This window comes from Jatrophihabitans sp. sgz311053 (assembly GCF_056135305.1).
Map to the genome: position 1 here is coordinate 712,990 of NZ_JBWAXP010000001.1, position 18,009 is coordinate 730,998.

Here is an 18,009-nt window from a genome sequence, read left to right on the forward strand (position 1 = left end):
CGGTGCCGGCGCTGACGTCCTCACCCTCGCTGCTGCCGCTCTACGCGCGAGCCGCGGTCACCGGGCCCTTACACAAGGGTGATGCGCTGCCCGACAGCGAGTACACGCTGGCGGACCAGGCGATCGATCCGAAGCATCTGGTGGCCTATCAGCGGGTCTGCGGCTTCGGCGTCACCGACGTGCTCCCCGCGACCTACTTGCACGTGCTGGCGTTCCCGCTGTCGGTGAAGCTCATGACCGAGAACGCGTTCCCCTTCCCGCTCGTCGGGCTGGTGCACGTCAACAACGCGATCACCGTGCACCGTCCGATGCGCGCCGACGAGACGGTGTCCTTCGCGGTGCGGGCCGCCGACCTTCGGCCGCACCCCTCCGGCCGGCAGTTCGACCTGCTCGCCGAGGCGACGGTCGACGGCGAGACGGTCTGGTCCGGTCGCTCGACCTACCTGCGTCGCGGCAAGTCGTCCGGCGACAAGGCGGCGAAGGGCGAGCGCAAGGAGCTCGCGCCGCAGCAGGGCGCGCTGGCGCGGGTGAAGGTGCCCGGTGACATCGGTCGCCGCTACGCCGCGGTGTCGGGGGACAGCAACCCGATCCACCTGCACTCGCTCACGGCGAAGGCCTTCGGCTTCCCGTCGGCCATTGCGCACGGCATGTGGCTCAAGGCGCGGACCATCGCCGCGCTCGAGGGACGGCTGCCCGACGCCTACACCGTGGACGTCGCCTTCAAGCTGCCCGTCCTGCTGCCGGCCACGGTGGCGATCGGTGCCGTGGCCGACGGTGACAGCTGGGACCTCGACGTCCGTGCGGCGAAGTCGGGCAAGCCGCATCTCGCAGGGACCATCCGGCCCGTCTGAACGCCCAGCGCAGTCAGCCCGTCGGGGCCGCGCCGAATCGGGCGCGGACCCGGCGGGTTCGCTTTTCGCCGGTACCTCACGCGGGCCGGTCGGGCACGAGACCCAGCGTCCGCAGCACGGTGTGCACGTAGTCGCGTGCCTGCGCCTCGTCGAGAGGCTGCGGGTGGCTCAGGGCCCGGTAGCTCAGCGCGCCGGCGAGCAGATCCTGGACGAGGCCCGGGTCCGGACCCGGCGGGAGCTCGCCACGACGACGTGCCGCCACGATCATGGCTCCGAAGCTCTGCCGCCGGGGCTCGACGATTGTTGTCCAGTACGCCTGCTTGAGCGGGCTGCGGTGATCGAGGGCCTGCACCTGGGCCAACAACGCCAGGTCGCGCGGGTCCGACAGGGCCTGCACGGCTCGGTCGGTGAAGAGGGCGACGACCTCGGCCACGGTCGTCGCCGATGCCCACCCCTCGGCACCGCGCTCGCCCGTCTTCCGGTGCCACACGAGTGCGGCTCGGACCACGTCTTCCCGGTCGTTCCACCGTCGGTACACGGTGCTGCGGCTGACGGCCGCGCGAGCCGCCACGCCGTCGAAGGTCACGGCGTCCAGCCCGCCGCCCGCGAACAGGGTCAGCGCCGCGTCGAGGATGGCCTCGTCGACGCGGGCGTCGCGGGGGCGCCCGCGACTGCCGGCGGCGTCTCGATCGGCGGCAGAATTACGGGACACTTCTGTACCGTAACGACCATGACCGATCGATCGCACGGCCCCACGAGCCTGCGCGGCGAACAGCAGACCATGCTCATGTCGCTGTACCTCCACGCCCGTGACGCGGCATCGACACACCCCGTTCTCGGAGACAGGTTCGCCGCGCAGATCCTGGACGGTGTCGATCATGATGCGGCGTCCCTGCGGCGCCTGCGCGGCAACCAGCCCCTCGTCGTCGGCCGCGCCGCTCTGATCGACCGTCACGTGAGGACGTTCCTCGCGAGCAACGACGCCGCCGTCGTGCTGCACCTGGGATGCGGGCTGGACAGCCGGGTGCTGCGCATCGACCCAGCGCCGGACGTGACGTGGATCGAGGTTGACCAGGAACCCGTCATCGAGCTCCGTCGACGGTTCTATCCCGAACGGGACGGCGTGACCACGATCGCGGCCTCGGTGACCGATCCGGCCTGGTGGCCCACCGTCGCGACGAACCGGCCGCTGCTCGTCCTGGCCTAGGGACTGTTCATGTACCTCTCCGCGGGCGAGGTCGACGCCACCTGCGACATGATCGCCGCGCACGACTCACCCACGACGACGCTGCTCGCCGACACCGTCGCGCCCTGGGTCCGCCGTGTCGCTGGTCGACAGAGTTCGATGCGAGCGGCGTCGACCGGTTTTCGCTCCACGACCGCGGATCTGGCTCGGGCGATGGCCCAGCAGCCGCGACTGCTCGGCGAGTCGACGGAGTCGCTGGTCCGCGAGGCCGCGAGGGTCTCCTCGGGAGCGCTCGCGCGCCTCATCGGCCTTCTGGACCACGTCCAACCCGGCCATCGGGCCACGGTCCTGAACCACTACCGGCTGGCGCCGGCCTGACGCCCTTGCGCGAACCGAGCGCTGACCCCTGCGGGCTCTCGCCTCGTCGGGGGCGAGGTCACGGCGTCGGCGGCTGCTCGCCGGGTTCGTCCCGCGGCGGGTCGTTGCGCCGGGCGAACCAGTCGAAGATGTCGCCGCTGCCCGCAGCTGACGGGGGCTGCTCTGTCGGCGCGTCCGCCGCCGGCTGCTCGCCGGCAGGTGCGTCGCGCCCCCGGCGCGAGAACCAGTCGGCCACGCTGTCTGCGGCCGCGCCGAACCCGGTGCCGACGGTCGAGCCGATGTTGCGGACCGTCGTCACCAACGGGTCGGTCGACTCATCGATGCGCTGCTTGTACGACCGCGCCGCCTCACGGGCGTTGTCGGCGAAGCTTGCCTCGCGATCGTTGCTGCGCAGCGGGTACCGGCCGGCGAGGATGGTGCGGTACTCCTCCGAGTCGTGCCAGCGGCGCAGCTCCGCGGCCCGGACCACGGCGAAGGGGTGTGACGCCTTCTCGGTGTTGAGGAGCTTGAGGACGCCGTCGCGCAGGTCCCCGGCACCCTCGTACTCGGCAGCCTGCGCCAGGAAGGCGTCGGCGTCGATCTCGTCCAGGTGCGCGCCGCCCGCGGTCTTCATGTGCACCCGCAGCGAGACGTCCAGGTTCTGGGTGGCGAGCAGACCGGCGCGATCGCCGGTGAGCTCGGCCTTGCGCTGCCACTCGCTCAAGGCCGCGACCAGGGCCCGCAGTGCCAGGCCACCGGCGGGGATCCAGCCGAAGGAGCCGATCAGGTTGAGGATGTGCAGCAACATCGACTGGTAGAGCGCATGCCCGGACATCGCGTGGCCGATCTCGTGGGCCAGCACGAAGCGGCGCTCGTCGTCGTCCATCAGCTCGTAGAGTGCGCTGCTGATCGCAATGAAGGGACGGTCGACCCCGAGCGTGTAGGCGTTCGGGTACGGGTCGTTGAAGACGTAGAGCTCGGGCCGTGTGGTGTCGAGGACGGTGGCGACCTCGCCCAGCAGCTCGTGCAGCCGGGGGAACTGCCGCTCGTCGACCCGCACCGAGCTCGACAGGTGGACCAGGCGGTACTGCCGCTCGCGCAGCATCCCCGAGGCCACTTTGATCACCTGGTCGAAGCCGGGGACGGCACGCAGCGCGGTGAGCGCGGCGCGGTCGGCGGGGTGCTCGAAGGCGCGCGAGCTGATGCCGGGGAACACCGTCCGACCCCGGCCGTCGACGGCGGGCTCGGGCGGCGGTTCGGGAGTGGTCACGGGCGCCATGCTGCCGCAGCGCGGCCTCCGGCGACACCGAAGACGGCCGAGCCGACCGAACCCGTACAGGGTCCGGCCGGCTCGAATCGGTTCACGCCGTGACGAAACGGACGCCTCAGGCGCTGGCCTTCGTCTTGCCGCCGCTCTTCTCGCTGACCTCGCCGGGCCGCGCCACCGGCACGGACCTACTGCTCGGCATGACGCGCTTCATACCCATGACCTGCAGTCGCTGGTAACCGGGGCCGACGAGCCGGACGAAGAGGTCGAGGAACTTGGCGTCCAGGCCGACGACGGCGCGCGGCCGGTTGCCGGTGACCGCACGCAGGATGTTCTTGGCCGCAGCCTCGGGCGAGGTCCGCGCCAGCTTGGCGTCGAAGAACTGGGCGAGGCTCGCCGCGTCCTGCCCCTCGACGGCGTCGGCGTTGCGGGCGATGGCGGTCTTGATGCCGCCGGGGTGCACGCACGTGACCTGCACCTTGTGGCCGGCGACCAGCATCTCCTGCCGCAGCGCCTCGGTGAAACCGCGGACGGCGAACTTGGCGGCGTTGTACGCGCTCTGGCCGGGCACCGACAGCAGACCGAAGAGGCTGGAGATGTTGACGATGTGACCGTCGCCGGAGGCGATCACGTGCGGCAGGAACGCCTTGGTGCCGTTGACGACGCCCCAGAAGTCGACGTCGAAGACCTTCTCGATCTGCTCGAAGCTCATCTTCTCGATGTCGCCGGTGAAGGCGATGCCGGCGTTGTTGATGACGATGTTGACAGTGCCGAAGTGCGCCGCCACCTCGTCGGCGTAGGCAAGGACGGCGGCGCGATCGGTGACGTCCAGCCGGGCGTCGTGGACGGGTGCGCCGATCACCTTGACCTGCTTGAGCGTCTCGGCCAGACCGGTCGTGTCGACGTCGCTGATGGCGAGTTTGGCGCCGCGCCGTGCCAGGTCGTAGGCCAGCGCCCGCCCGATGCCCGAGCCCGCTCCGGTGACGACGGCGACCTTGCCCTTGACGTTGGTCATCGTGTGTTGCTCCTTCTCGATCGCAGAGTGGGTTCAGGCGCCGACGGCGTGCAGCGGCCGGTCGGCGGTGCGGCGGGTGGTCTCGTAGTTGGCGACGTCGAAACGTCGGGTCAGCTGGCGGAAGGCGAAGGTGAAGCCCGGCCAGAGGGTGGTGTTGTTGCCGTGCGCGTCCAGGTACCAGCTGGCGCAGCCACCGGTCTTCCAGATGGTGCGGTCCATACGAGACTGGATGCCCGCATTGAACTCGCGCTGCACCTCGGCCCGCACCTCGACGGTGGCGAGACCGTCGCGCTCCATGACGCGCAGCGCGTCGGCGAGGTAGTTCAGGTGCGACTCGATCATGAAGACCATCGAGCTGTGGCCCAGTCCGGTGTTGGGACCGACGACGAAGAAGAGGTTGGGAAAACCGGCCACCGCGGCGCCCTTGTAGGCCTGCTGTCCGGCCTCGGCCCAGACCTGCGCCAGCGAGCGGCCGTCCTTGCCGACGATCCGCTCGAAGGTCGGCGAGTCGGTGACGTGGAAGCCGGTGGCGACGACGATGGCATCGACCTCGCGCTCGACGCCGTTGCCGTCGACGATCGAGTGCTCCCGGATCTCGGCGATGCCGTCGGTGACCAGGTCGACGTTCTCCTGCGCGAGCAGGGGATACCAGGTGTTGCTGATGAGGATGCGCTTGCAGCCGATCTGCCAGTCCGGTGTCACCTTGGCCCGCAGCACCGGATCCTTGATCGACTTCGCAATGTTGTGCTCGGCGACGCGCTGCGCGACGTTGAGGACCTTGGGTGCGTAGCCGAAGCCGACGACGTAGGACTCGCGGCCCCAGTAGATCGCCTCACGGGCGGCTCGCTGCAGGAACGGCACGTGGCGGTAGGCCAGCGACTCGAGCTTGGAGTAGCTGCGGTCGTGTCGCGGCATGACCCAGGGCGCGGTGCGCTGGTAGACGTCGAGATGGGCGACCTCGCCGCCGATGGCGGGACCGATCTGGATGGCGGAGGCGCCGGTGCCGATCAAAGCCACCCGCTTGCCGCGCAGCTGCGCCTCGTGGTTCCAGCGGGCGGAGTGGAAGATCTCGCCGGCGAAGGACTCGATGCCCGGGATAGCCGGCAGGCTCGGCTCGGCCAGTGCCCCGACGGCGCTGACGAGGACGGTCGCGCTGAAGGCGCCGTTGGTGGTGTCGACGAGCCAGCGCTGCTCGGTCTCGTCCCACGCCGCGCGGGTGACGTCGGTGTCGAAGAGGTGATGGCGCAGCACGTCGTACTTCTGCGCAGAAGCGCGCAAATACGCCTGGATCTCCGGCTGTGGCGAGAAGGACCGGGACCATCGCGGGTTCAGCTCGAAGGAGTAGGAGTACAGGTGCGACGGGACGTCGCAGGCGGCGCCGGGATAGGTGTTGTCGCGCCAGGTGCCGCCCACCTCGCTGCCCCGCTCGACGACCAGGAAGTCGTCGCGTCCCTCCTTGCGCAGCCGGATGGCGGCACCGAGGCCGGCGAAGCCACTGCCGACGATGAGGACACCGACATGGCGGCGGTCGCCGGCTGCCGCGGACGCGCGGGCTCGGGAGCGGGTCGGACGGACCGGGGTCTGCGTCATGTCGGCAGCGTAACGACCTCATTGAATGACGGTCAATAGCTAGTTGAATGTGAATCAATAGCGGTAGGGTGGGGCGCGTGACGGCCACCAAGCGGACGCGGCTCACGCCCGAGGCGCGCAAGGCCCAGCTCATCGAGCTCGGTGTCGAGATGCTGGCAACCCGTCGGTTGGACGAGCTGTCGGTGGAAGAGATCGCCACCGAGGCCGGCATCTCGCGCGGCCTGCTGTTCCACTACTTCGCCTCCAAACAGGACTTCCACCGCGAGGTCGCCCGCGCGGCGGCGGCGGAGATGATCCGCCGGACCGAGCCGGACACCTCGCTGCCACCGGCCGATGCCCTGCGGCTGTCGCTCTCGGCCTTCGTCGACTACGTCGAGGAGAACCCGGACAACTACAAGTCACTGGTGCGCGGTGCCGCCACCGGTGACGAGGAGATGCGGGCGATCTTCACCGACACTCGTGAGGTGATGGCGCAGCGCGTCGTCGGTGTCGTCCGCGACCTGGGGCTCGACCTCGGTCCGGCCGCCGACCTCGCCGTCCATGGCTGGGTGGCCTACGTCGAGGAGTGCGTGATCCGCTGGACCGACTCGGCCGCCCTGGCTCGGGCCGAGCTGCTGCAGCTGCTCGCCAACGCGCTCATCGCCGTCATCGTCGCGGCGGCGGAGAGCGACGCGCCGGCGCTGCTCGAGCTCTTCCGCGGTGGGCAGTAGCCGACATCGTCACTTGCTCGGTCGTCCTAGAATCCGTCCATGACGACCGCCACACCGTTCGCAGTCAGCGCCCATCCGAACCCCGCCTCGGACGGTGACCGCGCGGCCGTCTTCGCCGCTCCCGGTTTCGGCAAGCACTTCACCGACCACATGGTCCGCATCGACTGGACGGCCGGCGAGGGCTGGAGCCAGGGACAGGTGCTGCCCTACGGGCCGATCCAGCTGGACCCCGCCTGCGCGGTGCTGCACTACGGCCAGGAGATCTTCGAGGGGTTGAAGGCCTACCGGCAGCCCGACGGCTCCGTCGCGGCCTTCCGGCCGGAGTCCAACGCCGCCCGGATGCAGCGCTCCGCGCGCCGCATGGCGATGGCCGAGCTGCCCACCGAGCTCTTCGTCCAGTCGCTGCGCGAGCTGGTCACCATCGACCGCGACTGGGTCCCGACCGACACCAGCCAGTCGCTCTACCTGCGGCCCTTCATGATCGCCACGCAGGACGGCCTCGGCGTCAACGCCCCGTCCCAGTCGTTCGCCTACCTGCTCATCGCCTCCCCGGCGGGCGACTACTTCGCCGGCGGGGTCAAGCCGGTGACGGTGTGGCTGTCCACGGACTACACCCGGGCCGCGCCCGGCGGCACCGGCGAGGTCAAGTGCGGCGGTAACTACGCGGCCTCCTTCGCCGCCACCGCCGAGGCGGCCGCCCACGGCTGCGACCAGGTCGTCTGGCTCGACGCCTTCGAGCACCGCTGGGTCGAGGAGATGGGGAGCAACAACCTCGGCTTCGTCTACGGCTCGGGCCCCGGTGCCCGCATCGTCACGCCGGCGCTCACCGGCACCCTGCTTCCCGGCATCACCCGCGACGCCCTGCTGCAGGTGGCCACCGACCTCGGCTACGTCGCCGAGGAGGGCAAGATCTCCGTCGAGGAGTGGCGCGACGGCTGCGCCTCCGGCGCCATCACCGAGGTCTTCGGCTGCGGGACGGCCGCCGTCGTCACGCCGCTCGGTCGGGTTCGCAGCGCCGAGGGCGAGTTCACCATCGGCGACGGCACGGCGGGACCGGTGACGCTGGCGCTGCGCGACCGGCTCGTCGGAATCCAGAACGGCACCGCGCCGGACACCCATGGCTGGATGACCCGGCTCGCCGACCCGGCCTGAGGCGACCGGCGGCGAAGCCGGTCCCCGTACGCCGGTTCATCGGGTCGGTGCCGCGGACATACTCGTCGCAGCCGCCCGGCCAGTGCCCGGTGGTCCGGGCCGCGCCGAACCCGCGCGCGGGAACAGGAGCAGAGGCATGCGAACCGGTGGCGCGCGCAAGGCACTCTCCGGGGCCGTCTCGGCCGCCGCCCTCGCCGGGCTGCTGGCCGGCTGCGGCGGGGAGACCCAGACCTCGGTGTCGGACCCCTCGACCTCACTCAGCGGAGCGGGGCGACGGTACGAATTCCCCGCGACGGTCCTGCGCGCCGACTACCCGAATGCCTGCCGATTGCTGCCCGACAGCACCGTGCAGAGCCTGCTCGGATCACCGGCCACCCCGACGCGGGTGGTCTCGGGCTGCTCCTGGAACACGGGGTCGGCGGTGTCGCCGTCGCTGCAGGTGTCCTGGATCGAGCTGGGCTCCGACGCCGGCGACGTGTACCGGCAGATGCGGATCACGGTGGCCGAGCCGGTCTCCGGACTGAAGCGCTCGCGCGCCTACCGGGTCAACGAGGGCCAGACCGCTCGCGTCGACGTCCTGCGCCCGCGGGCGTACTTCCGGGTCCAGGTCAGCACCACCGCCGCCGCCACCCACGACCTCGTCCAGGCGCAGGAGATCGCTCACGAGGTCGCTCGGCTCGTCGCCGCCCAGGTGTCGTGACGAGCGAGTCCGCCCCGGCCGAGCTGCCGGGGCGGCTATCGCTGGGCGTGGAACCGCCCTGCGCCGGACTCAGCTCGTGGGCCAGCGCCGGAAGTTGAGCGACGAGCGACTCGGTGTCGGACCGCGCTGTCCCTGGTAACGCGAGCCGTAGACCTCGCTGCCGTAGGGGTGCTGAGCGGCGGAGGAGAGTCGGAACAGGCAGAGCTGGCCGATCTTCATGCCGGGGTAGAGCACGATCGGCAGGTTGGCGACGTTCGACAGCTCCAGCGTGATGTGACCGCTGAAGCCGGGGTCGATGAAACCGGCGGTCGAGTGCGTGAGCAGGCCGAGGCGTCCCAGCGACGACTTCCCCTCGAGGCGGCCGGCGAGGTCGTCGGGAAGCGTGACGACCTCGAGGGTGGATCCCAGCACGAACTCACCGGGGTGCAGCACGAAGGGCTCGTCGCCCTCGGGCTCGACCAGGGTGGTCAGGTCGTCCTGCTGCTGGGACGGGTCGATGTGGGTGTACCGGGAGTTGTTGAAGACCCGGAAGAACCGGTCGAGCCGGACGTCCACGCTCGACGGCTGGACGAGATCGGGTTCCCACGGCGAGAGGACGAGTCGTCCCGCCTCGATCTCGGCCCGGATATCGCCGTCGCTCAGCAGCATGCCCGGAAGGCTAGCCGGTTGGCCCGATGCCTCAGCAGCGCCGTTGGCCGAAGTCGGTCGTGAGCCAGATGCGCTCGTTGCGGCGGTCGACGAGGACTGCGACGCCGACGTGGGTGTACCGCGACGAGAGGATGTTCTGGCGGTGGCCGTCCAGCGGGGGACGTTCGGCGTACATGATGTTCTGCAGCTCGACAGCGCCGCCGCGGTCCAGCCGGGCCGTGACGCCGATGTTCTCGCCGGTCGCGCAGTTGATCCGCCACCCCGCGAGACGGCCGCGAGCGACGAAGTTGCGCTCGCCCCGCAGCTGGTGCGCGATGGTGTTGGCGCGCGCCATGGCCAGGTTGTGGCGGCCGGCGGCGAGGGTGAGCGCGAGATTCACCCGGAGCTTCTTCAGTCCGTGTGCGGCGCGCTGGGCGTTGAGGGCGTTCAGCACCGAGTAGGCGTAGGAGGTCTCGGTGACGCTCATCGGCTGCAGGCGCAGCGCGGCGGCGTCGGAGGCTGCCGGACGTATCAGGGTCGTCGCCAGCAAGGCGAGGGTGACGAGACAGCCGATCGCCGCGCGCAGGACGAGCGAGGGGCAGCGACGAGCGGCGAGGGAACAGGGGGACACAAAAGCCTCTTCATGACGTGCTCCCCGCAACTACCCGCCCACTCATCATGCCCCATGTAAAGCAAGCGTGAAACCGAAGGCCGGAAACACATATAAAAGCGAGCTACGTCCTTTTTGTGACGGCCGCGAACGGAACCGGTGACGTCGGTAGGCAAGACTGGACTCGAACGGAGGCGGGATGGAGCTGAGCGCGATGCGGGCACGGATCGTGCTCGCGTTCCGGCTCGCGCTGAGCTGGCGTCCGACCGGGGTCCGGCTGCGCGCACTCGGACGGGCGACGTTGACCTCGTTCCTCTCCGTCGGCGGCATGCTCTGGCTGCTGCCGGATCTCCGCGCCTCCGGTCCGCTCTCGGTGCTCTGGCTCGTGGTGATCGTCTTCGGGATCGGGGCGGTCGTGCGCCCGCTCGTCGTGATGGTCGCCGTGCTCTTCGGCGCCACCGGCCTGCTCGTGCTCGGAATCGTCACGCAGGCCGGCATCCTGCAGCTCGCCCTCACCGTCACCCCGAGCGTGCACAGCTCCAGCTGGGTCGACGTCGTCGTCGCCTCGTGGGTGATCGCGCTCATCGCCGCCGTCGTCAACTGGATCTTCGATGTCGGCAGCGACGACGCCTTCCTCGGCCGGGTGGTGCGCCACGCGGCCAGGGCGGCCCGGCTCGATCCGCATGCCTGTGCCGGCCCCGGCGTGCTCGTCGTCCAGATCGACGGGCTCGGCGCGGACGTCATGCGGCAGGCCGTCACCGCCGGCGCGCTGCCGACGATCTCGTCCTGGCTGCGGACGGGGACGCACACGCTGCGGACCTGGCAGACGGGCCTCCCCGCGACGACGCCCGCCGGCCAGGCCGCCCTGCTGCACGGCGACACCACCACCGTGCCGGGCTTCCGCTGGTACGAGAAGGAGACCGGCCGCACCATGGTCGCCAACCGCACCCGCGACGCCGCCGAGATCGAGCGGCGCGTCTCGACGGGGCGCGGCCTGCTCGCCGACGGTGGCGTCAGTGTCGCCAACCTCCTCACCGGGGACGCCCCGACGCGGCTGCTGACGATGAGCGACCCGAAGCTGTCCCCCGATGCCCGCCGCGGCATCGCCGGCTACCTCGCCATGCGGGGCGGGCTCCCCCGGACGGTGGTGCTCATGATCGGCGAGATGATCGCCGAGCTGCAGCAGGGTCGACGGCAGCGACGGCGCGGGGTGCAGCCGCGAGTGCGGCGGACCGGCGTCTTCGTGCTGCTGCGGGCGGTGACGACCGTGCTGCTGCGCAATCTCTCGGTCTCCCTCGTGGCCGATCACCTGGCAGCGGGGGCGAAGGTCATCTTCGTGGACTTCGTCGACTACGACGAGGTTGCGCATCACGCCGGCCCGAGCCGGGCCGAGTCCATCCGCACCCTGGACGGCATCGACCGGGTGCTGCGGGTGCTGCAGCTGCTGGCCGGCCTGGTGAACCGGGACTACGAGCTGGTGGTGGTCTCCGATCACGGCCAGGCGCAGGGCGCGACCTTCCGGCAGCAGGCGGGGCAGAGTCTCGACGAGGTGGTCGCCGGGCTCGTCGAGGACGGCCCGCGGCCCGATGCCACCACGCTGCGGACGATGGCGGCCACGGACACCGCGCCCGCCGAGCGGTGGGGACCGGTCAACGTCCTGGCCACGACGGTCGCGCGCACCGGCAGCGCGGGCGGCCGCGGACCGGCGCGGCGGGCGATCCGCGGCCGGACCCATCACCATGACGACGGCCCGGCGGTGACCTTCGGGCCCGCCCGTCTTGCCGACGACCCCGGCGCCACGCGTCCGATCGTCATGGCCGGCGGCAGCCTTGCCCACATCTACCTGCCCGAGCTGTCGGGCCGCGCCGACCTGGAGGCGATCGGGCGGGCGCACCCGCGGCTGCTGGCAGGGCTCCGGGAGCATCCACAGATCGGGCTCGTCATGCTCAGGTTGGCGTCCGGACGCCCCGCCGTCTTCGGCGCCGCAGGCTGGCGCGAGCTCAGCCACACCGGGACCTCGGGCGGCGAGGGCAACGACCCGACGGTCGGTTACGGTCCCGGCGCAGCGGCGGCGCTCGCGCAGCTCGATACCCGTGACCACGTCGGCGACCTGGTGCTCCTCGGCGCTTACGACCCCACCCTCGGCGAGGTGACGGCCTTCGAGGAGCTGGTGGGCTCCCACGGCGGCCTCGGTGGCGGGCAGGACCGTGCCGTGCTCGTCACCCCGGCGGCGTGGGGCGTACCGCCGGACGACGAGCAGCAGCTGGATGGTGCCGACGTCCACCGCATCCTCGTCGACCGGCTGGCGGCACTGGGGCTGCGTGAGGGTGTCGACACCGACCGCGCACCGGCCGCGGAGCCGGTCTCGTGAGCGGCCTCGGACTCGGCCATCTGCTCGGGGTGACGGGAGTCGTCGCCTTCGGAGCGGTGGTCCCGGTGGTCCCGACCGGCGCGGCGGTGAGCGTCGCCGCGGCGCTGGCCGACCGCAACCCGCTCGTCTTCCTGGTGGTGGTCGCCTTCGGCGCCGCCGGCGCCTATCTCGGCGACATCGTCACCTATGCGCTGCTGCGCCTGGCCGGCCAGCCGCTGGCCGAGCGCGTGGGCTGGCTCAGGCGCGGTCACGCAGCGGAGACGCTGCAGACGATGCGCGCCCGGATCGAGGAACGGGAGCTGCCGGTGCTGCTCACCTCGCGGCTCGTCCCCGGCGGCCGGGTCCCGGTACTGCTCGCCGCCGCGCTCGGTGGCTACTCGTGGCGGCGCTTCGCCGCGGCCGATGTCGCGGCGGCCTCGCTCTGGTCGTTCTTCTACGCCCTCATCGGCCTGCTCGGCCGTGCCGTCTTCGGCGAACCGTGGCAGGCCGCGGTCGCTGCGATCGTCCTGGTGCTGCTCGTCAGCGCCGGCACCGAGCTCTGGAAGCGTCACCGCCAGCGGCTGCACCCGGAGGCCGGTTCAGCTCAGCGGGTCTGAGGGGGTCGCCGAACCGTCGATCCGGGGGCGATGTCGCGATGACGCAGCCAGGTCAGCGTCCCCGGCGCCACGTGGGCAGACTTGCTCGCCGTGACCTCGACGACGACGAGTGGAGTCGCGGCGGGCAGCGTCCACTTCAGCTCGTGGTAGACGCGGGAGAGCGAGGCGGTGCTGTCCAGCAGCAGTGCGGCGGGCGCCACCCGGTGGACGGATTCCCAGGGTCCGACGAGCTGGTCGGGGTCGTCGATGAACGGCTCGGCGGACCAGGCGAAATAGACGGTCACCGGGTGAGCCTGCCCGTCGGTCCGGTGTGACTCACATCACCTTGCTCAGGGAAATTGAGCTTTCTACGCTCAGGTTATGTGAGCGTCATCCGAGAGGCGGATGACCCCGACATCGCTGAGGAGTTGCGTCATGACCACCCTGAACGTCTACCGCCGCCCGTTCCGCCGCGACCCCTTCGCGGAGTTCGACACCCTCGTCCGCTCGGCCTTCGGCCCGGCCGCGACCGCGTCGGCGGGCTTCGCGCCGGCTGCCGACATCGTCCGTGAGGGCGAGGACGCCGTGGTCCGCCTGGAGCTGCCGGGAGTCGACGTCGACAAGGACGTCACCGTCGCCCTCGAGGACAACCGCCTCGTGATCCGCGGTGAGCGTCGCGACGAGCACGACGAGCAGCGCGGCGAGCGGACCGTGCACGAGCTGCGTTACGGCAGCTTCGAGCGCAGCTTCGCCCTGCCCAAGCGCGTGGTCGCCGACCAGATCACTGCCTCCTACGACGCCGGTGTGATGTCGATCCGCATCGCCGGGGTCCACGCCGGTCCGGAGTCGACGCGCATCGCGGTCACCACCGGCAGCGCGCCCGCCCCGGAGCAGATCGAGGGCTGACACCCCGAAGCTGGCCCCATGTCAGCGCGGTCGGATCGCCGATCCCACCGCGCCGGCATGGGGCCAGCGCCGTCTCACCCGGTCGGCGCGGGCGGTCGCAGCACCAACATGGCGACGAGCAGAGCGGCCGCCGTGACCCCGGCCGCGACGACGAAGCCGGTCCCGATGCCGTGGCGCAGCGAGTCGCCGAGCGCGACCACGCCGAGGACGGAGAGCCCCATGGCGCCGCCCACCTGCCGAGCCGTATTGAACAGGCCCGAGGCGAGCCCTGTCTCACTCGCCGCCACGCGGTCCATCGCCTGCAGCGTGAGCGGCACGGAGGTCAGCCCGAAGCCGGCGTAGGTGAGCAGGGCCGGCGCGAGCAGACCCCACCACACCCCGGCGCTGTCGATCCCCGAGAGCCACCCCAGTCCCGTCGCCGCGGCCACGAGGCCCACCGCGACGAGCAGTCGTGGCCCGGCTCGCTCGACCAGGCGTGACCCGAGTCGCGCGCCAGCCATGAGGACGAGTGAGAGCGGCACGTAGACCAGCGCTGTGCGCAGCGGGGTGAAGCCCCGAACCTGTTGCAGGTAGAGGGTGAGGAAGAAGTACACGCCGAACATCGCGGTGCTGGTCAGCACCAGCACCACCAGCGTGCCGCTGCGGGTGCGGTCATGCAGGAAGCGCAGCGGCACCAGCGGTGACCGGCTCCGCCGCTCGACCAGAACGAAGCCCGTGAGCAGCCCGAGCGCGAGGAGCAGGAGCAGGCCGTCTGTCGCCGTCCAACCCGAGCCCGCGGCCCGCACGAAGACCAACACGAGCACGGTGACGCCGGCGGTCCCGGTGAGTGCCCCCGCGACGTCCAGCGAGACCCGTCGGCGGTCGGTCTCACGCAGTGCGCGCGGGGCGAGGGCGAGCACGGCCAGCCCGACGGGCACGTTGGCGAACATGACCCACCGCCATGACAGCGAGGTGGCGATGAGGCCACCGACGACGAGTCCCAACGGACCACCCACACCGGCGATCATCGTGTAGGTGCCCATCGCCCGGGCGCGGTCCGCCCCCGCGGCGAAGGTGGTGGTGATCAGCGACAGTGCCGCCGGGGCCGCCGCCGCCGCGCCGGCTCCCTGGACGGCGCGCCACAGCAGGAGCCAGCCGGGTCCCGGAGCCAGGCCGGCGAGCAGTGAGGCCAGGGTGAAGACCACCAGCCCGCCGACGAAGGTGCGGCGCAGCCCGACGACGTCCCCGAGCCGTCCACCGAGGAGCAGCAACCCCCCGAAGGCGACCGAGTAGCCCGCCACCACCCACTGCAGGCCGGCGTCGTCGAAGCCCAGGCTTCGGATCTGGGGCAGCGCGACATTGACCACCGTCGCGTCCAGCAGGAAGAGCAGCGAGGCCGCGGAGATGGTGACGAGGGCGAGCCGGGACGACCCCGTGCCGGGCGGCGCGGTCTCGGCGGCGGCGGTCATCGGGGCGGACGCCGCGCCGCGATCTCCAGCCGCTCGCGCAGCGGGTTGCGCAGCACCTTGCCGATGGCGTTGACCGGCAGCTGCCAGACGAACTGGACGCGGTCCGGCCAGAGCACCCGCCCGACCCGCTCGGTGTCGAGGTAGGCGTGCAGTTCCTCCAGCATGGGTGGGGCACCGTCCGGGACGATGACCGCGCAGACGAGCTCGCCGCCCGGTGTCACCGGGTCCGGGTAGCCGACGAGGGCGACGTCCTTGATTCGCTCATGCCTGCGCAAAAGGGCCTCCACCTCGAGGGTGGAGACCTTCTGGCCGCTGGCGCGGGTGATGAGGTCGCCGCGCCGTCCGGTGATCTTGATGCCACCCCGGCCGTCGGGCCGCGCCAGGTCACCGGTGTCGAACCACCCGTCGGCATCCAGGCAGCTCTCGTAGAGCTCGCGCTGGCCGAGGTAGCCGATGCACTGCGATGCGCCGCGGACCCAGAGCCGGCCGCTGCCGTCCGCGGACTCCGGATCGGTGTCGACGCGAAGCTCCATCCACGCCTCGGGACGGCCGTCGCTGTGGACTCCCCAGTCGTCCGGGTCGTCGTCGCGCGTGACGGTGACGGTCCCGTTCTCGGTCATGCCCCAGAGCGTGTGCAGGGCGACGTCGAAGGTCTGCCGTACCGCCTCGACCAAGTCGGCATGCACCGGCGCGGAGCCGCAGGTGAGATGGGCCAGCGACGAGACGTCGCGCGGCCGTTCCCGCTGTGCGGCGAGCAGCGGGCCGGCGTAGCTCGGCGAGCAGTAGGCCCAGGTGACGCGGTGCCGCTCGACGAGGTCCAGCAGCAGCGCCATGTCGGTGTTGGTGTCCTGCACGACCGTGGTCGCCCCCAGCAGCACCGGCATCCAGCCGGCGTAGGTGGCCCCGGCCATGTGCGTCAGGTAGTTCGGGATCGCGATGACGGCGTCGGCATCCAGGTCGTGCGGCACCGCAACGGCCCGCGCTGCAGCGTAGAGCGTGTTGGGGGTGTGGACCACCGCCTTCATCGTCCCGGAGGTCCCGGAGGTGTAGAGCAGGAAGACGGGATCGTCCGGGGCGGCGGGCTCGGGCAGGTCGTCCCGCTCGGTGAGCAGGGCATCGAACGGCTCGAACCCGTCCACCCCTGCGCCGTAGCAGATGCGGTGCGTCAGGCCCGGCGCGGCGGCCACCCGCTCGGCCAGCTCCCCGCCGCCGGTCACGCAGACCGTGGCGCCGCTGCGGACCACCACCTCGTCCAGCTCGCGGCCCGACAGCGTCGGCAGGACGGGGGAGGCGACGGCGCCGAGGCGCTGACAGGCCAGGTACAGCGCCAGCACCGGCCAGACATTCGGCAGGTAGGCGAGGACGACATCCCGGCGTCCCACCCCCCGGCGCCGCAGCCCGGTGGCCAGCCGCGCGACCACGTCGTCCAGCTCGGCGTAGGTCACTGTTCGGGCGTGCACGCCGCCCTCGTAGCCGATGCAGGCGGGATGGTCCGGTCGCTCAGCGGCGTGCCGCGCGAGGTCGTCGACGAAGGTGGTGTCGCGCCACCAGCCGCGCTCGCGATAGCGCTCCCGCGTCTGCTCATCGACGCCGACGAGCGTGTCCCACACGAGCCGTCCCCCCTGTGTCCGAATCCGCCTGTCTGCTACACAAGTCTCGAATGAGCCTAGCCCGCCGTCGGCCCCCGGGAGGTCCTCGATGCGCATCGGAATCCTCGGTTGGGATCACGGCGCGGAGGATCCGGACTCGGCCAATCTCACGACCCACGGCCGCGAGCTCGGCCACGAGACCCATCTCTTCACCTTGGAGGAGATCGCCTACGTGCCCGGCGACGGCAGGGTCGACCTGCTGCTCGGGGGGCGCCCCGCGAGCGAGTTCGACGCGGTCATCTCGCGAGCGAATCTCTACGGCGAGTGGCAGCAGAACCTCTACGACGGCTGGCCGGACCGCGTCGAGCGGCTGACCATGCTCAGCAATGTACCCGGCCTGCCCCTCTTCGATCCGATCGACGTCTGGTTCGCCGGTTACAGCAAGTTCCGCAACGCGCAGATCCTCACCGCGGCAGGGGTGCCGACCCCGCCGGTACGCAGTGCCGTCACCCTCGACGAGGTGGCCGCCGCAGTTGCGCAGTGGGGGCGTGCGATCGTCAAGCCGTCCTTCGGGCTGCGGGGCATCGACGTCGAGCTCGTCGAGGACGTCGACCGGCAGCAGGCGGCGATCACGGATCTGTTCCAGCGTTACGGCACGCTGGCCTGCCAGCCCTTCATCCCCACGCAGTACGGCGAGTACCGCATCACCGTCGCCGGGGACGTCGCGCCGATCTGCATGCTGAAGCTGCCCGCGGCCGGCTCGTGGCGCTGCAAGACGCTGGAGGGTGCGAGCTTCGAGCGCTGGGAGCCCTCCGACGAGCTCCGCGACGTGGCCTTCCGGGCGACCCGCGCGATGGGGATGACGATGGCTGGGCTGGACATCCTGCCGACGGAGGAGGGCGGCTACACGGTGCTCGAGGTCAACCCGGTGGGAGGGTTCCTCAACATCTTCGGGCCCGAGGCGCACCGGGCCGCCCTCTCCGGTGTCTATGACTGGGTGACCGCGCACGTCTAGCGATGCGTGGTCCGGGTACGCCTGAATTCGGTGCTGCGCA

General features: G+C 71.2%; 19 protein-coding genes. 10 read left to right on the plus strand and 9 right to left on the minus strand.

The features are described from left to right. The first annotated feature begins 2 nt into the window (after window positions 1–2). Window positions 3–851 (plus strand): MaoC family dehydratase, encoded by an 849-nt coding sequence (locus AC0NZQ_RS03060; RefSeq protein ID WP_474528167.1) that lies wholly within the window; start codon window positions 3–5, stop codon window positions 849–851. A gap of 76 nt (window positions 852–927) precedes the next feature. Here AC0NZQ_RS03060 and AC0NZQ_RS03065 read toward each other — a convergent pair whose 3' ends face one another. Then, on the minus strand, window positions 928–1,563 hold the full coding sequence (locus tag AC0NZQ_RS03065; protein WP_474528168.1) for a TetR/AcrR family transcriptional regulator: 636 nt from the start codon (window positions 1,561–1,563) through the stop codon (window positions 928–930). A gap of 18 nt (window positions 1,564–1,581) precedes the next feature. Between AC0NZQ_RS03065 and AC0NZQ_RS03070 the strand changes: the two genes are divergently transcribed. Then, entirely contained in the window at window positions 1,582–2,058 is a 477-nt protein-coding gene (locus AC0NZQ_RS03070) for a class I SAM-dependent methyltransferase (RefSeq protein ID WP_474528169.1), read from the plus strand. A gap of 9 nt (window positions 2,059–2,067) precedes the next feature. Continuing rightward, complete coding sequence (locus AC0NZQ_RS03075; protein ID WP_474528170.1) at window positions 2,068–2,415, plus strand: hypothetical protein; 348 nt, start codon at window positions 2,068–2,070, stop codon at window positions 2,413–2,415. A gap of 58 nt (window positions 2,416–2,473) precedes the next feature. Here AC0NZQ_RS03075 and AC0NZQ_RS03080 read toward each other — a convergent pair whose 3' ends face one another. The 3 genes from AC0NZQ_RS03080 to AC0NZQ_RS03090 all read right to left on the minus strand — a co-directional run bounded on the left by AC0NZQ_RS03080 (window position 2,474) and on the right by AC0NZQ_RS03090 (window position 6,266). Further along, window positions 2,474–3,673 carry a M48 family metallopeptidase gene (locus tag AC0NZQ_RS03080; RefSeq protein WP_474528171.1) on the minus strand — a complete coding sequence of 400 codons (1,200 nt, stop codon included), beginning with the start codon at window positions 3,671–3,673 and terminating at the stop codon, window positions 2,474–2,476. Window positions 3,674–3,779: 106 nt separating this feature from the next. Beyond that, window positions 3,780–4,676, minus strand: a complete 897-nt coding sequence (locus AC0NZQ_RS03085; RefSeq protein ID WP_474528172.1) for an SDR family NAD(P)-dependent oxidoreductase — start codon at window positions 4,674–4,676, stop codon at window positions 3,780–3,782. 33 nt (window positions 4,677–4,709) lie between these two features. Next, window positions 4,710–6,266 carry a flavin-containing monooxygenase gene (locus AC0NZQ_RS03090; protein ID WP_474528173.1) on the minus strand — a complete coding sequence of 519 codons (1,557 nt, stop codon included), beginning with the start codon at window positions 6,264–6,266 and terminating at the stop codon, window positions 4,710–4,712. Window positions 6,267–6,343: 77 nt separating this feature from the next. On the opposite strand from AC0NZQ_RS03090, the gene AC0NZQ_RS03095 reads away from it, so the two are divergent. From AC0NZQ_RS03095 to AC0NZQ_RS03105, 3 genes are all read left to right on the plus strand, one after another. Then, on the plus strand, window positions 6,344–6,976 hold the full coding sequence (locus AC0NZQ_RS03095; protein WP_474528174.1) for a TetR/AcrR family transcriptional regulator: 633 nt from the start codon (window positions 6,344–6,346) through the stop codon (window positions 6,974–6,976). Window positions 6,977–7,015: 39 nt separating this feature from the next. Then, window positions 7,016–8,128: a branched-chain amino acid aminotransferase gene (locus tag AC0NZQ_RS03100; RefSeq protein ID WP_474528175.1), complete on the plus strand. Its 1,113-nt coding sequence runs from the start codon at window positions 7,016–7,018 to the stop codon at window positions 8,126–8,128. 136 nt (window positions 8,129–8,264) lie between these two features. Then, window positions 8,265–8,828 (plus strand): hypothetical protein, encoded by a 564-nt coding sequence (locus tag AC0NZQ_RS03105; RefSeq protein ID WP_474528176.1) that lies wholly within the window; start codon window positions 8,265–8,267, stop codon window positions 8,826–8,828. A 69-nt stretch (window positions 8,829–8,897) separates the two neighbouring features. Here the strand turns inward: AC0NZQ_RS03105 and dcd are convergent, their stop codons facing one another. Further along, window positions 8,898–9,476 carry a dCTP deaminase gene (gene dcd, locus AC0NZQ_RS03110; RefSeq protein WP_474528177.1) on the minus strand — a complete coding sequence of 193 codons (579 nt, stop codon included), beginning with the start codon at window positions 9,474–9,476 and terminating at the stop codon, window positions 8,898–8,900. Window positions 9,477–9,507: 31 nt separating this feature from the next. Continuing rightward, a complete protein-coding gene (locus AC0NZQ_RS03115) occupies window positions 9,508–10,086 on the minus strand; it encodes a CAP domain-containing protein (protein ID WP_474528178.1) in 579 nt (192 codons plus the stop codon). Between the two features lie 178 nt (window positions 10,087–10,264). Here AC0NZQ_RS03115 and AC0NZQ_RS03120 point away from each other — a divergent pair, with 178 nt between their 5' ends. Next, entirely contained in the window at window positions 10,265–12,436 is a 2,172-nt protein-coding gene (locus AC0NZQ_RS03120; protein WP_474528179.1) for a phage holin family protein, read from the plus strand. Further along, window positions 12,433–13,032 (plus strand): DedA family protein, encoded by a 600-nt coding sequence (locus AC0NZQ_RS03125; RefSeq protein ID WP_474528180.1) that lies wholly within the window; start codon window positions 12,433–12,435, stop codon window positions 13,030–13,032. Before AC0NZQ_RS03120 ends, AC0NZQ_RS03125 begins: the two co-directional genes overlap by 4 nt. On the opposite strand, the gene AC0NZQ_RS03130 is transcribed toward AC0NZQ_RS03125, so the two are convergent. After that, window positions 13,020–13,316: a hypothetical protein gene (locus AC0NZQ_RS03130; RefSeq protein ID WP_474528181.1), complete on the minus strand. Its 297-nt coding sequence runs from the start codon at window positions 13,314–13,316 to the stop codon at window positions 13,020–13,022. The genes AC0NZQ_RS03125 and AC0NZQ_RS03130 overlap by 13 nt on opposite strands. A gap of 130 nt (window positions 13,317–13,446) precedes the next feature. Between AC0NZQ_RS03130 and AC0NZQ_RS03135 the strand changes: the two genes are divergently transcribed. Continuing rightward, window positions 13,447–13,917 carry an Hsp20/alpha crystallin family protein gene (locus AC0NZQ_RS03135; RefSeq protein ID WP_474528182.1) on the plus strand — a complete coding sequence of 157 codons (471 nt, stop codon included), beginning with the start codon at window positions 13,447–13,449 and terminating at the stop codon, window positions 13,915–13,917. A gap of 74 nt (window positions 13,918–13,991) precedes the next feature. Here the strand turns inward: AC0NZQ_RS03135 and AC0NZQ_RS03140 are convergent, their stop codons facing one another. Next, the gene (locus AC0NZQ_RS03140) at window positions 13,992–15,365 is read right to left on the minus strand and encodes an MFS transporter (RefSeq protein WP_474528183.1); all 1,374 of its coding nucleotides are present in this window, start codon (window positions 15,363–15,365) and stop codon (window positions 13,992–13,994) included. Then, window positions 15,362–16,975 (minus strand): AMP-binding protein, encoded by a 1,614-nt coding sequence (locus AC0NZQ_RS03145; protein WP_474528184.1) that lies wholly within the window; start codon window positions 16,973–16,975, stop codon window positions 15,362–15,364. The genes AC0NZQ_RS03140 and AC0NZQ_RS03145 overlap by 4 nt, the downstream gene beginning before the upstream one ends. An 88-nt stretch (window positions 16,976–17,063) precedes the next feature. On the opposite strand from AC0NZQ_RS03145, the gene AC0NZQ_RS03150 reads away from it, so the two are divergent. Next, a complete protein-coding gene (locus AC0NZQ_RS03150) occupies window positions 17,064–17,969 on the plus strand; it encodes an ATP-grasp domain-containing protein (protein WP_474528185.1) in 906 nt (301 codons plus the stop codon). The last annotated feature ends 40 nt before the right edge of the window (window positions 17,970–18,009 follow it).

Coding starts and splice junctions, on each gene's coding strand:
- AC0NZQ_RS03070 (WP_474528169.1), top strand. CDS start 1,582: ATGACCGATCGATCGCACGGCCCCACGAGCCTGCGCGGCGAACAGCAG.
- AC0NZQ_RS03075 (WP_474528170.1), top strand. CDS start 2,068: ATGTACCTCTCCGCGGGCGAGGTCGACGCCACCTGCGACATGATCGCC.
- AC0NZQ_RS03080 (WP_474528171.1), bottom strand. CDS start 3,673: ATGGCGCCCGTGACCACTCCCGAACCGCCGCCCGAGCCCGCCGTCGAC.
- AC0NZQ_RS03085 (WP_474528172.1), bottom strand. CDS start 4,676: ATGACCAACGTCAAGGGCAAGGTCGCCGTCGTCACCGGAGCGGGCTCG.
- AC0NZQ_RS03090 (WP_474528173.1), bottom strand. CDS start 6,266: ATGACGCAGACCCCGGTCCGTCCGACCCGCTCCCGAGCCCGCGCGTCC.
- AC0NZQ_RS03100 (WP_474528175.1), top strand. CDS start 7,016: ATGACGACCGCCACACCGTTCGCAGTCAGCGCCCATCCGAACCCCGCC.
- AC0NZQ_RS03105 (WP_474528176.1), top strand. CDS start 8,265: ATGCGAACCGGTGGCGCGCGCAAGGCACTCTCCGGGGCCGTCTCGGCC.
- dcd (WP_474528177.1), bottom strand. CDS start 9,476: ATGCTGCTGAGCGACGGCGATATCCGGGCCGAGATCGAGGCGGGACGA.
- AC0NZQ_RS03120 (WP_474528179.1), top strand. CDS start 10,265: ATGGAGCTGAGCGCGATGCGGGCACGGATCGTGCTCGCGTTCCGGCTC.
- AC0NZQ_RS03135 (WP_474528182.1), top strand. CDS start 13,447: ATGACCACCCTGAACGTCTACCGCCGCCCGTTCCGCCGCGACCCCTTC.
- AC0NZQ_RS03140 (WP_474528183.1), bottom strand. CDS start 15,365: ATGACCGCCGCCGCCGAGACCGCGCCGCCCGGCACGGGGTCGTCCCGG.
- AC0NZQ_RS03150 (WP_474528185.1), top strand. CDS start 17,064: ATGCGCATCGGAATCCTCGGTTGGGATCACGGCGCGGAGGATCCGGAC.